Raw genomic sequence first — 13,649 nt, 5'->3', positions numbered from 1 at the left:
ACTCCCCTCCCTTCCAGGGAGGGGCCGGGGGTGGGTGCGCCGCGTAGCGGCGGTCTACGGTCGATAGGGCAGAAGCTCGCTGCGCTCGCAACCCACCCCAACCCCTCCCTGGAAGGGAGGGGCTATGTCTTGTTTCCACCCAAACCTGTCCTACAGTGCCGCCTTTCGGCTATACCGTTGCCGGCTCTTTCCCATCGTCCGCGCGCATCCACGGCCTCGCACGATAATTTCCATCATCGGCACGAAAATGTCAGGATGTGCGGGAAATATGCGAAGTTAAGCGCGGCATGTCCTATTTTGCCGCGCGGGGTTCAGCTGTTGGTGGCGCCCCACACGTCGCTGGCCTTCACGAAGCCCTTCTGGCCCTTCACGTCGAACGCGCACCAGCCGCTCGAGCAGGAACCGATCCGGCCGACCACGCCCTTTTCGGCGCGGAACAGGGTGCGGCTGGTTTCGCTCGCGCCTTCGTGCATCGGCGCTTCGGCAGCAGTGACGATCGCCGTGGCGGTATCGCTCAGCAGGCGGACATGCATCCAGCCCTGGGCACCGTCGGGGTCTTCCACCTTGCGCCACAGGCCCAGCACCTGCACCACCTTCACCGGCAGGTCGCGGCGCTGATAGACCCAGTTGGACGGATAATCGAGGCTGGGGCCGACGCGCATCCGCGCCTCGTCATGCGACAGCGATGCCCAATAGGGCACCGGCTTGGCCGGGGCCGCAGCCGCGCCGCTCATATTGGTCAGTGCCGCGATCATGCCCGCGCCCAGCAGCAGGCGCTTCATGCCCGACCCTTTGCCCATATCACCCATGGTCTTTCCATACGCTTGTCCGGCCGGTCGCGACAAGCTTTCAATCGCAGGCAACCGCATATCCGCTTGACCGGCGGAGCAGGCGGGAATAGCGGCCTTGCTATGGCCAGGAAACCGCGCCCCGCAACGCCGCGCGTCATCGTGACGCGTCGCCTGCCCCCCAATGTGGAGGCGCGCATGGCCGAACTGTTCGACGCCAGCTTCAACACCGGCGACATCCCCATGAACCGGGGCGAACTCGCCGCCGCCATGGCGCAGTGCGACGTGCTGGTGCCCTGCATCAGCGACCAGATCGACGCGGAACTGATCGCCGGCGCGCCCGACCGGCTGCAACTGATCGCCAGCTTCGGCAGCGGCGTCGACCATATCGACCTAGCCGCCGCGCGGACCAGGGGCGTGATCGTCACCAACACGCCCGGCGTACTGACCGAAGATACGGCCGACATGACCATGGCGCTGATCCTCTCCGTGCCCCGCCGCCTGGCGGAGGGAGAGAAGCTGGTGCGCTCGGGCCAGTGGCATGGCTGGAGCCCGTCGGGCATGCTGGGTCACCGTATCGGTGGCAAGAAGCTGGGCATCATCGGCATGGGCCGCATCGGTCGCGCCGTCGCCCGCCGCGCGAAGGCCTTCGGCCTCTCCATTGCCTATCATAACCGCCACCGCCTGCCTTTCGAGGTGGAGCAGGAACTGGAGGCCAGTTGGCATGACGATCTCGACGCGCTGCTGCGCGAATGCGACATCGTCTCGATCCATTGCCCGCTCAACGCCGATAGCCGCGGCCTGATCGATGCGCGGCGGATCGGCCTGATGCGGCCCGACGCCTATCTCATCAACACCTCCCGCGCCGAAATCACCGATGAGCCGGCACTGATCGCTGCGCTCGCTGAAGCACGGATTGCCGGTGCCGGGCTTGACGTCTACACCCATGAGCCGGCGGTCGATCCGCGGCTGCTGGCGCTCGCCAACGTCACCCTGCTGCCTCATGTCGGCTCGGCGACCTTCGAGGGGCGCGACGCCACCGGCGCCCGCGTCATCGCCAATATCCGTACCTGGGCCGACGGCCATCGTCCGCCCAATCAGGTGCTTGAAGGCTGGGTCTGATCGCTGCGCGCGCGGAACAATGCGCGCCTTCCTCCGTTTGGAAACATCAGAGAAACGGAAGGAATCCCACCATGATTCGTCTTGCCATCATTGCCCTTGTGATCGCGGCCGTGCTCGCCGTCCTCGGCTTCGGCGGCGCCGCCGGCACCTTCGTCGGCATCGCCAAATTGCTGTTCGGCATCGCCATCGCCCTGTTCCTGATTTTCCTTGTCCTGGGCCTTCTGGCTGGCAAGGGCATCAAGGACGCGATAGACTGACACGCATGATCGAAATCGGCGCTGGAGTGGATGAAACCGGGCGGTTGCTGCGCGATGAGGCCGGCTTCCTGCTCCAGCGTGATCTTGGCGGCACCTGGCGATTGGTGCTGCTGCGGGTGCCGGTCGACCATGTGGAAAAGCGGGTCCGGGTGCGCGGCTATTATGCCGGCGACGACATTGTCGAAGCGGACGGCGTAGCCGCCGCCTGAACCGGCATCGGGCCATCTTGCCAGAATCGTTGCGCCGCGCGATCAGTTGCGCCCATGCGCAAGATCATTTCCCTGATGCTCGCCGTTGCGGCGCCCGCTCTGGCTCACGCCCAGACTCCCCATGACCAGCTGACCCAGGTGATCGACGATCACTGGAAATGGTATCTGTCGGTCCATCCGGTGGAAGCGACCGCACGCGGCGTGCGCGACTATGACGACCAGATTTCCGACCTGTCGCTCGCCGCCCGCGATGCCCAGATCAAGGCGGAACAGGGCTTCGTCACCCGGCTGGATGCGGTGCCGGAGGCTGGGCTGGATGCCGCCGACAAGGTGAACCGTGCCGTGCTGTTGTGGATGCTGCGCGACGATATCGCCAGCGACCGGCATCAGGCCGAACGGCTGATGCTCTTCACCACCTATTATAGCTGGCATCAGGGCTTTTCCGGCATGGCCGACGGCCTGCCTTTCTACACCCGCGGCGATTACGAGAGCTATCTCAAGCGCCTCGCTCTCTACCCCAAGCAGAATGGCGATGGCATGGCGATCACCCGCCAGGCGATCAGGGGCGGTTATGTGCTGCCCTGTTCGGTACTGGGCGGCTTTGCCAAGGGGATCAGCGGCATCGTTGCCGGGCCGCCGGAAGGAACGCGCTTCTACGAGCCCTTCACCCGCGCCAAGCCGCGCGACATCAGCGATGCCGACTGGACGGCGCTACAGGCGCGCGCGGTAGCGCTGATCCGAGATGTCATCACGCCCGAATATGGCAAATGGCACGACCTGTTCGTGGCGGACTATCTGCCCAAATGCCGCCAGAGCGACAGCGCCTCGACCCTGCCGGGCGGCGCGGCCTGGTATGCCAGCCGGGTGCGCACCCACACCACCACCGACCTGACCCCCGATCAAATCCACCAGATCGGCCTGGATGAGGTCGCGCGCATCGGCAAGCGGATGGACGTGATCGCGGCCAAGGCGGGCTATCCCAGCCGCGCCGCCTTCATCCAGCATCTGCGTACTGATCCGAGCTATTACGCCAAGACGCCCGAGGAACTGCTGCGCGTCGCCGCGCGCCAGGCCAAGACGATCGACGGCCTGCTGCCGCGCTATTTCGCGACGCTGCCGCGCCTGCCCTATGGCATCAAGCCGATCCCGGCGGCCGAGGCGGAAGGAACGACCACGGCCTATTATGGCCCTGGCGCGCCCGAGGCCGGGATTTCCGGCACCTATTGGGTCAACACCTCGAAGCTCGACCAGCGGCCCTTCTGGGAATTGCCGGCGCTGACCGCGCATGAGGCGGTGCCGGGCCATCACAACCAGATCGCGCTGCAGCAGGAATTGCCGCTGCCGCCCTTCCGCAAATATCTCGCCGGCTTCACCGCCTATGTCGAGGGCTGGGCGCTCTACACCGAATATCTGGGCGAGGAGATGGGCCTCTATGACACGCCCGAAAAGATGATGGGCCGCCTGTCCTACGAGATGTGGCGCGCCTGCCGCCTGGTGGTCGACACCGGCATCCATGCCAAGGGCTGGGACAAGGCGAAGGCGGTCGCCTTCATGAAGGCGAACAGCGCCTTGAGCGACGCCAATATCGATGCGGAGGTCAATCGCTACATCAGCTGGCCGGGGCAGGCGCTGGGCTACAAGCTGGGCGAGATCAAGATCCGCGAATTGCGGGCGCGGGCGGAGCAGCAACTCGGGCCCAAATTCGACCTGCGCCGTTTCCATGATGCGGTGCTGTCGCAGGGGGCGGTGCCGCTCACCGTGCTGGAAAGCCAGATCGACGGTTGGATCGCCGCGGAAAAGGCGCGCTGAGAAGAACGCGGATAAAGGCAAGATGTGGGGCGGGGCGGGCGTGATTTCCACGCCCCGCGCACAATAAAAGTGCGGCCCTTGTGCGCGTCGCTGCGAATGATTTTCAGTAAGCAAAAATGGCGGAAATAAAGGCGGTTTCGACCATTTTGTCCCTTTGACTTGGCGGTGGCAATCTGTATGCCACCGCTCATCGGGACACACTTGCTTCGACCATAGGTTGGGGCGCCTCCCTCCACCTTGCCGCGTCTTCGTGGCTTCTGGTGGGAACGCGACGCTTCCTTCCGCATGGCCGGGCCTATGCGAGGAGACGCATATCTTATGACCGCCACCGGACAGGATACTTTCGGCACGCGCGACACGCTCAATGTCGGCGGCAAGGACATCGCCTATTATTCGTTGGAAAAGGCTGCTGCGAAGCTTGGAGACGTTTCGCGCCTGCCTTTCTCGATGAAGGTGCTGCTCGAAAATCTGCTGCGCTTCGAGGACGGCGTGACCGTCACCACCGACGACATCAAGGCGATCGTCGACTGGCAGAATGACAAGGGCAAGGCCGAGCGCGAGATCCAGTATCGCCCGGCGCGCGTGCTGTTGCAGGACTTTACCGGCGTGCCCTGCGTCGTCGATCTGGCCGCCATGCGCGACGCGATGAATGCGCTGGGCGCCGACGCCAGCAAGATCAACCCGCAGGTGCCCGTCCACCTCGTCATCGACCATTCAGTCATGGTCGACGAGTTCGGCACGCCCAAGGCGTTCCAGGACAATATGGAGATCGAATATCAGCGCAACATGGAGCGCTACGACTTCCTGAAATGGGGCAGCAAGAGCCTGGCCAATTTCTATGCTGTGCCGCCCGGCACCGGCATCTGCCATCAGGTGAATCTGGAAAATATCGCCCAGGGCGTGTGGTCGAGCACCGGCGCCGACGGCGCGACCATCGCCTATCCCGACACCTGCGTCGGTACCGACAGCCACACCACCATGGTCAATGGCCTGGGCGTGCTGGGCTGGGGCGTCGGCGGGATCGAGGCGGAGGCCGCAATGCTGGGCCAGCCGGTATCGATGCTGATCCCCGAAGTGGTCGGCTTCAAGTTTACCGGCAATTTGAAGGAAGGCGTGACCGCCACCGATCTGGTGCTGACCTGCACCCAGATGCTGCGCGCGCGCGGCGTGGTCGGCCGCTTTGTCGAATATTTCGGCCCCGGCCTTGCCACGCTAAGCCTCGCCGACCGCGCGACGCTGGCCAATATGGCGCCCGAATATGGCGCGACCTGCGGCTTCTTCGGCATCGACGACAAGACGCTGGACTATATGCGCCTGACCGGCCGCAGCGACGAGAATATCGCCCTGGTCGAGGCCTATGCCAAGCAGCAGGGCTTCTGGATCGATCCGTCGGTCGAGCCGATCTTCACCGATACGCTGGAGCTGGACCTGTCCACCGTGGTGCCCAGCCTCGCCGGTCCCAAGCGTCCGCAGGACCGCGTCGCGCTCCCTGAAGTCGATGATGTGTTCAACGCCGACATGGTCAACACCTACAAGAAGGCGCAGACCCGCGTTCCGGTCGAGGGCAAGGATTATGACATTGGCGACGGCGACGTCACCATCGCCGCGATCACCAGCTGCACCAACACCTCCAACCCCAATGTGCTGATCGCCGCCGGCCTGGTCGCCAAGAAGGCGAACGAGCTGGGCTTGAAGCCCAAGCCCTGGGTCAAGACCTCGCTGGCGCCCGGTTCGCAGGTCGTCACCGACTATCTGGAAAAGGCGGGCCTTCAGGCGCATCTCGACGCGATCGGCTTCAACCTGGTCGGCTATGGCTGCACCACCTGCATCGGCAATTCGGGACCGCTGGCCGAGCCGATCAGCAAGGCGATCAATGAAAATGGCCTGGTCGCTGCCGCCGTCATTTCGGGCAACCGCAACTTCGAAGGTCGCGTCTCGCCCGACGTGCGCGCCAACTTCCTCGCTTCGCCGCCGCTGGTTGTCGCCTATGCGCTCAAGGGCACGGTGATCGAGGATTTCATCACCACCCCGATCGGCACGAGCAAGGATGGCGAAGCGGTCTATCTCAAGGACATCTGGCCGACCAATGACGAGGTCGCGACCACCCTGGCGGGGGCGGTCGACCGGGAGATGTTCCGCGCCCGCTATGCCAATGTCTACAAGGGCGACGCCCATTGGCAGGCGATCGAGGTGACCGGGTCGGACACCTACAAGTGGCGCGCCGGGTCGACCTATGTCGCCAACCCGCCCTATTTCGAGGGGCTGACCATGACCCCGGCGCCGGTCACCGACATCATCGGCGCCATGCCGCTGGCGATCTTCGGCGACTCGATCACCACCGACCACATCTCGCCGGCCGGTTCGATCAAGGCGACCTCGCCCGCGGGCAAGTGGCTGAGCGAGCATCAGGTCGCGCAGGCCGACTATAACAGCTATGGCTCGCGCCGTGGCCATCATGAAGTCATGATGCGCGGCACCTTCGCCAATATCCGCATCAAGAATCTGATGCTCGACGGCGTCGAAGGCGGCATGACCAGCTATCAGGGCGAAGTCATGCCGATCTATGACGCGGCGATGAAGCACAAGGCCGACGGCACGCCGCTGGTCGTCATCGGCGGCAAGGAATATGGCACCGGATCGTCGCGCGACTGGGCGGCCAAGGGCACCAACCTGCTCGGCGTGCGCGCCGTGATCGTCGAGAGCTTCGAGCGTATCCACCGCTCGAACCTGGTCGGCATGGGCGTGCTGCCCCTGGTGTTCAAGGACGGCCAGACCCGCGACACGCTGGGCCTCAAGGGCGATGACAGCTTCACCATCACCGGCGTCGGCGAGTTGAAGCCCCGCCAGGATGTCGAAGTGCAGGTCACCCGCGCTGATGGCTCGACCTTCAGCTTCACCGCGCTCTGCCGCATCGATACCGTCAACGAGCTGGAATATTTCCTCAACGGCGGCATCCTGCAATATGTGCTGCGCAAGCTGGCGGCCTGAGCGATTTCAAGTCAGATGGCACATCTGACGACTTGGAAATCGCGGCAAATAAAGACCAGGAGCATGGCCGACTTCGGCGGTCCATGCTCTTGATCGGTTGACGCGCTGAGCTAAGGAATGAGGGCTTCTCCCGGAAGGGAGGGGCCCTTTTCATTTGGGGGTGGATGGTGGCGCTGTTCGTGGAAATCATCGGCTGGGCCGGCGCGATATTGGTGCTGATCGCCTATGTCGGGGTCTCGACCGGGCGGCTGTCGGGCGGGTCGGCGACCTTCCAGTGGCTGAACGCCGTCGGCGCCGCCTTCTTCATCCTCAACACCTGGTGGCATGGCGCCTTCCCGTCGATGGTGCTCAACATCATCTGGGCAGTCGTCGGCTTTTCCACCCTGTGGCGCATCTTCCGTCGGAGAATGTCCCCGTCATGACCCGCTTCATCGATCTCAGCCACGCCATCGAACATGGCATGACCACCTATAAGGGCGTCGCCGCGCCGCATATCTGCGATTACTGGACCCGCGAACAGTCGCGCGCCAACTATGCCGATGGCAGCGCCTTCCAGATGGGACGGATCGACATGGTGTCGAACACCGGCACCTATCTCGATGCGCCCTTCCATCGCTTCGAGGAGGGCGATGATCTCTCGATGCTCGATCTCGACCGGTTGGCCAGCCTGCCGGCGATCGTGGTGCGCAGGCCGTTCGACGCTATGGGCCTGGCGACCGACGCCGCCGATCTCGACGGCATCGACGTCGCCGGCCGCGCGGTGCTCGTCCATACCGGCTGGGACCGGCGCTGGCGCACGCCGGCCTATTATGAGGATCATCCCTTCCTGACCGAAGCGGCGGCGCAGATGCTGGTGGCGCGCGGCGCCCGGCTGGTCGGCATCGACAGCCATAATATCGACGATACCCGCCCCGGCACCGGTCGCCCGGTCCATCGCGAATTGCTCGGTGCCGGCGTGCTGATCTGCGAACATATGACCAATCTGGGCGCGCTGCCGGATGCGGGCTTCGCCTTCACTGCCATGCCGCCCAAGATCGTCGGCATGGGCACATTCCCGGTGCGGGCCTTCGCGCAAGTCGATCCGGCATGATCTTGTGATGTCGCGCTGAAGCATGACATCGCTGTTAGGCTTCGGCTTTCACTTGAACTGAGAGGCGTTAGCGCCGATACTATGACGATCGGCCGAGAAAGGCCGTCCAAGGAGATTTTACCCATGGCCAATTGGTCCGACCCCCGTTCCGATATCGCAGGCTTTGGCAATGCCAGCGCCGCGCGCAGCGAGGCGTTCGATGCCGGGCTGCGCAAATATATGCTGTCGGTCTATAATTATATGGCGAGCGGCGTGCTGCTGACCGGTGTTGTCGCGCTGCTGTTCGCGTCGAGCGGTCTGGCGCTCCAGATCCTCGCCGGCCCCGGCATTCTGAAATATGTCATCATGTTCGCACCGCTGGCCTTCGTCATGGTGATGAGCTTTGGCATCAACAAGCTGTCGACCGTCGCGATGCAGAGCCTGTTCTGGGCCTATGCCGCCGTGATGGGCCTGTCGCTGTCGTCGATCTTCCTGGTCTATACCGGCACGTCGATCGCGCAGACCTTCTTCGCGACCGCTGCGGCCTTCGCCGGCCTCAGCCTGTTCGGCTACACCACCAAGAAGGATCTGTCGGGCTTCGGCACCTTCCTGATCATGGGTGTCGTCGGCCTGCTGGTCGCCAGCCTGATCAACCTCTTCCTGCGCTCCAGCATGATGGATCTGGCGATCAGCTTCGTCGGCGTGCTGCTGTTCGCGGGCCTGACCGCCTATGACACGCAGAAGATCAAGAGCATCTATGCCTATGTCGCCGGCACGGAGATGATGGGCAAGTCGGTGGTGATGGGGGCGCTGAACCTCTATCTCGACTTCATCAACATGTTCATGTTCCTGCTGCGCTTCATGGGCGATCGCCGCTGATTTCCAGCAAACGGAACGAAGACAGGAAAAAGGCCCGGCGGACATCTCCGCCGGGCCTTTTGCTTTGTGGGGAGGGGGCGGCTCAGCCCTGTTTCTGCATCTCGGCGATCAGGGCGTTGTCGATCTCCTTCTGCCTCTTATAGGCCGGGCGCTCGCGCAGTCGGGCGGCATAGGCCTCGAACGCCGGGCGGCTGGGGATGGTGCCGAAGGTGAGCCCCCAGTCGATCTGCGCGCCGACATAGACGTCCGCCGCCGTGAAAGTGCCGCCGCAGATCCAGCTGCGGCCGGTGACCGCCGTTTCCAGCGTGTCGAGCGTGTCGTCGAGCGAGCCATAGCCCGCGCTGCGCTCGCGCCCTTCGGGCAAAACGAAGCCCATCGCCTTGTTGGTGACGGCGGCCTCCACTGGACCGGCGGCGAAGAAGAGCCAACGATAATAATCGGCCCGGTCATCGGTCGCCGGCGCTAGCCCTGCGGCCGGGAAAGCATCGGCCAGATAGGCGCAGATGGCGGCGCATTCGGTCACCACCTTGCCGCCATGGACGATCGCCGGCACCTTGCCCATCGGGTTGATCGCGCGATAGTCGGCGGTCTTCATGCCGCCGGCATAATCCAGGATCACCGCCTCATAGGGGGCGCCGACCTCCTCCAGCATCCAGCGGGCAATCTGCCCGCGCGACATGGGGTTGGTATAGAGAAGAACCGGGTCCGCCATTGTGCATTCTCCTTGGAAAGTGGCCGGAACATATCATGAACAATATGCTCCGGCCAGCCGGATCATTGGGCCGGTGCGGTGGCCGCCGCCGCAGGCTTGTCGCGATAGCGATCGAACCAGGCGATGATCGCCGCCGCCTTGGCTGCCGATTGCGACGGGCGGGCGGCGATGCCGCCATGGCTGGCGCCCGGCACTTTCACCAGCGCGGTCGGCACGCCCCGTATCTGCAACGCGCCATAATATTGCTCCGCTTCGCTGACCGGGGTGCGATAATCCTCGCTGCCCACGACCACCAGGGTCGGCGTCTTGACGTTGCCAACCAGGCTGAGCGGCGAGCGGTTCCAATAGCCCATCGGATCTTCCCAGGGCTTGGCCGGGAACCAGTAGCGCGAGGTGAAGAGCGTATTGTCCATGGTCAGCGCCTCGCTGATCCAGTTGATCACCGGCTTCTGCGTGGCGGCGCCCTTGAACCGGTCGGTCTTGCCGATGATCCAGCTGGTCAGCACGCCGCCGCCCGAACCGCCGGTGACGAACAGATTGTCCGGATCGGCCACGCCGGCCGCGATCGCGGCATCGACCGCGGCCATCAGGTCGCCATAGTCGTCGCCGGGATATTTGTGATGGATCAGCTGGGCAAACTCTTCGCCATAGGAGGTGGAGCCGCGCGGGTTGGTGTAGAGCACGGCATAGCCCGCGGCGGCATAAAGCTGGTCGTCGGTCGAGAAATGCGGGCCATAGGCGGTGTGCGGGCCGCCATGGATTTCCAGCAGCAACGGCACGCGGGTGCCGGGCTGATAGCCGGGCGGGGTGACGAGCCAGGCCGGCACGGTCCGGCCGTCGGGCGCGGTGACGGCCAGTTCCTTGACCTGTCCCAGCGCCTTGTGGCCCAGGAAATCCTCGTTGAGGCGCGTGAGCTGCCGGCTCTTGCCGCCGCTGCTGACCGACAGGTCGGCCGGGCGCAACGCCGATCCGCTGGTGAAGGCGAGCGTGCCATTGGCCGCGACGCTGAAATCGCCGCCGCTATAGGGCCGGTCGAAGGCCGTGCCGGTAAGGCCGCTCGCCAGTTCGGTGACATGGCCATCGAGGCTGATGCGGGCAAGGCGGTTGACGCCGCGCTCGTCATATTGGGCGTAGAGCGACTTGCCGTCGGCCGCCCAATAGGCGCGGTCGATGCTGCGGTCGAAACTGGCGGTGATCGCATGGGCGCCGCTGCCGTCGCGGTTCATGACGTAGAGATAGCTATTCTGGTAGGACAGGCGCTTGTCGTCATAGCCGAGATAGGCGATCTTGCTGCCGTCCGGCGAGACGACCGGCGCGACATCGGGGCCTTCGCGGCTGGTGAGCGGGCTGATCGCGCCCGACGCGATGTCGAGCGTGTAGATTTCCGGATCGAATATCTTCTGCTGCCAGTCGGGCTTGCGCACCGCGCTGAACAGGATGGCGCGGCCATCGGGCGTCCAGCTCAGCGGGCCGCCATCCTGATAGTCGCCAAAGCTCAGCTGCCGCGCCGGGCCGCCATCGGCCGGCACCAGGAAGATATGGTCATAGCCGGCCTGGACATAGCCGCCGCCATCATTGCGATAATCGACCCGGTCGATCACCTCCAGCGGCTTGGCCCATTCGGCGCCCTCCGGCTTGTCGGGCGCCTTGCCCAGCTTCATCGGGTCGGCGGGCACGCGCATGATATAGGCAAGGGACTTGCCGTCGGGCGACCAGGTGACCGACTGCGGGCCGTCGGGCAGGGTGGTGACGCGCACGGTGGCACCGGTGTCGAGCCAGCGCACGAACAATTGCGGCTTGCCCGCATCGGCGGCGATATAGGCGATGCGCTTGCCATCGGGCGACCAGCGCGGCTGGCTGGCGTCGGTGACCAGCGGGCGCTGCGCGCCGGTGGCGGTGTCGACCAGCCAGATCGCGCCCTTCTGCCGGTCGGTCATGATGTCGCCCTGGCGGCGGACATAGGCGACGCTCTTGCCGTCGGGGCTGATCTGCGGATCGGTCGCGACCTGCAGCGCGAAAATGTCGCGGCCCTCGAACCTGGACGACGGGGCGGCCGACTGGGCGGCGAGCGGCAGGGGGGAGAGGGCGGCGCCGAGCAGCAGCGCGGCCAATAGCTTATGTCGCATGAAAACCTCGAAACGGAAGAATGGCGCGAGACTTGCCGGATTTTCCTTTCGTTTCAAGTGCAACTCGTGGCCGGGGCGCGACGGGTGATGCCGCGCCCCGACTGGAACTTCAGCAGCCCGCGCCCATCGCGCCCGCCAGCATCCCGCCAAGGCCGCCCTTGCATTTCTTCTTCTTGGGCGGCGGATTGTCGCCGGAGGCGTCGGCGCTGTCGTCGCCCTGGCTCATCATCGATCCCATGTCCGGCCCGTTGAGCATCCACATGGTATTGGAGCGATAGCGGACGCGGGCGATCCATTCCGGTTTCCAGGCGATCTTGGGATCGGCCGGGCGTGGTGGATAGGCGAAATTGGCTTCCGGTCCATAGGCATAGAGGCTGCCCATCAGCATCTCGCCGCCCGACTGCACCACCTGCGACGGCACGGTGCAACTGGTCTGGCTGGGCGGCATCACGATCTTGTCGCCGATCAGCTTGCGCACGGCGGCGGGGGATAGCCAGTCCCACACCGGCCCGCCAAAGGCCTGACTGGCTGAGGAGGCCCACCACACCATGTCGCCGCCCTGCTTGGCCGCGAACACCCAGGCATAATAGCCGGTGGCATTGGGCACCGCGTTCCAGCTCAGCTGGGTGGCGCCGCCCGCCGCCGGGCTGGCGCGGCCCGTGATCGGCGGCATGAAGTCCTGGTTCAGCGCGAACTTGATCTCCGGCGCATAATTGCCGGCGATGCGATGGTCGCCGATCAGCGAGGAATTGCCCGACAGCGTCTTGCGCGTCTGGCCATTGGGCCATTCGCCATAGGTCTTGCTGTTGGTGAAGCGGACCTGCCATTCCTGCGGGATCGCCGCGCCGGTCATGTAGAGGCCGGGCGGAAACTGGCCGCGCGCGACCTTGGCGAAATCGATCACCACCGGCTGGTTCGGCCCGGCGGTCGCGCCGCATCCCCAATAGATGAGCAGCCGCCCCTTGGGCTTCTCGCCGGGCAGCGCCGGCTCGTCGCTCGGCGTGACCTTTGGCGTGACCAGCGGGACGGAAGCACCCAGCCGGGCACCGGCGGGCATATAATGCTCGGCTGCCGGCGAGCCGCTCGCGGCCTGGGTCGATCCCAGGCGCAGCACCAGTTCATGGATCGGCTGGTTGCCGCCGCCCATCATCATCGACATGGCCCCGCCCATGCCACCGCCGCCCGCCATTGCGGCCATGCCGGACATGGTGCCGGCATCCATCGCATAGCGGGCGATCGGTCCGCCGGCCTGCTGGCTGGCGCCGGGCGTGGCGAGAAGGACGAAGCTGATGCTGAGCAGCGCGGCGCGTGGCGCGGCGGACCGCAGATGAAGCGAAGTGGACATGCATTCCCCTATGAAAGCGTGGAAGACATGCGACCTTTCTGTTCTGGAGTCGGCTTAGCAGAATTTGCGGGGGGCGGGGAGAGGGCGGCTAAGTGCGAGCGAAATGCCCATGGCGCAGGAAATGCACGACCTGATCGGCGACGGGGCGGGTGTAGATCATCGCGGTGTGGGCGACGGGCAGGGTGACATGGTCGCTTTCGCCTGGACAATGGGTGGCGGCGACGCTGACCTTGCCGTCATTGGGCGCGCGGAAGATGCGGCTGGGAAGCAGGCCGTTCATCGGCCGGTCGCCCGCGATGATGCCGAGCGGATAGTCGACCGCGCCCCGCGCCGCCCGCATGGCGG

12 protein-coding genes and 1 pseudogene are annotated in these 13,649 nt (G+C 65.0%); 8 read left to right on the top strand and 5 right to left on the bottom strand.

From position 1 onward, the window contains the following. Positions 1–311: 311 nt before the first annotated feature. Positions 312–809, bottom strand: a complete 498-nt coding sequence (locus CG471_RS25955) for an SH3 domain-containing protein (RefSeq protein WP_099234232.1) — start codon at positions 807–809, stop codon at positions 312–314. Positions 810–911: 102 nt separating this feature from the next. On the opposite strand from CG471_RS25955, the gene CG471_RS25950 reads away from it, so the two are divergent. The 8 genes from CG471_RS25950 (at position 912) to CG471_RS25915 (ending at position 9,121) form a co-directional block, all read left to right on the top strand. Beyond that, positions 912–1,910, top strand: a complete 999-nt coding sequence (locus tag CG471_RS25950; protein ID WP_099234231.1) for a D-glycerate dehydrogenase — start codon at positions 912–914, stop codon at positions 1,908–1,910. 71 nt (positions 1,911–1,981) lie between these two features. Beyond that, on the top strand, positions 1,982–2,167 hold the full coding sequence (locus CG471_RS25945; RefSeq protein WP_004211340.1) for a DUF1328 domain-containing protein: 186 nt from the start codon (positions 1,982–1,984) through the stop codon (positions 2,165–2,167). Positions 2,168–2,172: 5 nt separating this feature from the next. Then, a complete protein-coding gene (locus tag CG471_RS25940; RefSeq protein WP_004211342.1) occupies positions 2,173–2,376 on the top strand; it encodes a DUF5818 domain-containing protein in 204 nt (67 codons plus the stop codon). 54 nt (positions 2,377–2,430) lie between these two features. Beyond that, the gene (locus CG471_RS25935; RefSeq protein ID WP_099234230.1) at positions 2,431–4,185 is read left to right on the top strand and encodes a DUF885 family protein; all 1,755 of its coding nucleotides are present in this window, start codon (positions 2,431–2,433) and stop codon (positions 4,183–4,185) included. Between the two features lie 318 nt (positions 4,186–4,503). Then, on the top strand, positions 4,504–7,173 hold the full coding sequence (gene acnA, locus CG471_RS25930; protein ID WP_099234229.1) for an aconitate hydratase AcnA: 2,670 nt from the start codon (positions 4,504–4,506) through the stop codon (positions 7,171–7,173). 164 nt (positions 7,174–7,337) lie between these two features. Then, positions 7,338–7,595: a hypothetical protein gene (locus CG471_RS25925; RefSeq protein ID WP_099234228.1), complete on the top strand. Its 258-nt coding sequence runs from the start codon at positions 7,338–7,340 to the stop codon at positions 7,593–7,595. Continuing rightward, positions 7,592–8,263: a cyclase family protein gene (locus CG471_RS25920; protein ID WP_099234227.1), complete on the top strand. Its 672-nt coding sequence runs from the start codon at positions 7,592–7,594 to the stop codon at positions 8,261–8,263. The genes CG471_RS25925 and CG471_RS25920 overlap by 4 nt, the downstream gene beginning before the upstream one ends. 123 nt (positions 8,264–8,386) lie before the next feature. Then, complete coding sequence (locus CG471_RS25915) at positions 8,387–9,121, top strand: Bax inhibitor-1/YccA family protein (protein ID WP_099234226.1); 735 nt, start codon at positions 8,387–8,389, stop codon at positions 9,119–9,121. An 82-nt stretch (positions 9,122–9,203) separates the two neighbouring features. Here CG471_RS25915 and CG471_RS25910 read toward each other — a convergent pair whose 3' ends face one another. From CG471_RS25910 to CG471_RS25895, 4 genes and pseudogenes are all read right to left on the bottom strand, one after another. Further along, the gene (locus tag CG471_RS25910; protein ID WP_037511357.1) at positions 9,204–9,833 is read right to left on the bottom strand and encodes a glutathione S-transferase family protein; all 630 of its coding nucleotides are present in this window, start codon (positions 9,831–9,833) and stop codon (positions 9,204–9,206) included. A gap of 62 nt (positions 9,834–9,895) precedes the next feature. Further along, on the bottom strand, positions 9,896–11,959 hold the full coding sequence (locus tag CG471_RS25905) for a S9 family peptidase (protein WP_099234233.1): 2,064 nt from the start codon (positions 11,957–11,959) through the stop codon (positions 9,896–9,898). 109 nt (positions 11,960–12,068) lie between these two features. After that, entirely contained in the window at positions 12,069–13,304 is a 1,236-nt protein-coding gene (locus tag CG471_RS25900) for a hypothetical protein (protein ID WP_099234225.1), read from the bottom strand. A gap of 88 nt (positions 13,305–13,392) precedes the next feature. Next, positions 13,393–13,649, bottom strand: a pseudogene (locus CG471_RS25895) (hypothetical protein); the annotation flags it as partial.

This window comes from Sphingobium sp. IP1 (assembly GCF_002708645.1).
Taxonomy (GTDB): Bacteria; Pseudomonadota; Alphaproteobacteria; order Sphingomonadales; family Sphingomonadaceae; genus Sphingobium; species Sphingobium yanoikuyae.
This window is presented reverse-complemented; position numbering and strand designations above follow the sequence as displayed.

Bases quoted from the DNA above. Each gene is read 5' to 3' on its own strand.
- CG471_RS25955 (WP_099234232.1), bottom strand. From the start codon at position 809: ATGGGTGATATGGGCAAAGGGTCGGGCATGAAGCGCCTGCTGCTGGGC.
- CG471_RS25950 (WP_099234231.1), top strand. From the start codon at position 912: ATGGCCAGGAAACCGCGCCCCGCAACGCCGCGCGTCATCGTGACGCGT.
- CG471_RS25945 (WP_004211340.1), top strand. From the start codon at position 1,982: ATGATTCGTCTTGCCATCATTGCCCTTGTGATCGCGGCCGTGCTCGCC.
- CG471_RS25940 (WP_004211342.1), top strand. From the start codon at position 2,173: ATGATCGAAATCGGCGCTGGAGTGGATGAAACCGGGCGGTTGCTGCGC.
- CG471_RS25935 (WP_099234230.1), top strand. From the start codon at position 2,431: ATGCGCAAGATCATTTCCCTGATGCTCGCCGTTGCGGCGCCCGCTCTG.
- acnA (WP_099234229.1), top strand. From the start codon at position 4,504: ATGACCGCCACCGGACAGGATACTTTCGGCACGCGCGACACGCTCAAT.
- CG471_RS25925 (WP_099234228.1), top strand. From the start codon at position 7,338: ATGGTGGCGCTGTTCGTGGAAATCATCGGCTGGGCCGGCGCGATATTG.
- CG471_RS25920 (WP_099234227.1), top strand. From the start codon at position 7,592: ATGACCCGCTTCATCGATCTCAGCCACGCCATCGAACATGGCATGACC.
- CG471_RS25915 (WP_099234226.1), top strand. From the start codon at position 8,387: ATGGCCAATTGGTCCGACCCCCGTTCCGATATCGCAGGCTTTGGCAAT.
- CG471_RS25910 (WP_037511357.1), bottom strand. From the start codon at position 9,833: ATGGCGGACCCGGTTCTTCTCTATACCAACCCCATGTCGCGCGGGCAG.
- CG471_RS25905 (WP_099234233.1), bottom strand. From the start codon at position 11,959: ATGCGACATAAGCTATTGGCCGCGCTGCTGCTCGGCGCCGCCCTCTCC.
- CG471_RS25900 (WP_099234225.1), bottom strand. From the start codon at position 13,304: ATGTCCACTTCGCTTCATCTGCGGTCCGCCGCGCCACGCGCCGCGCTG.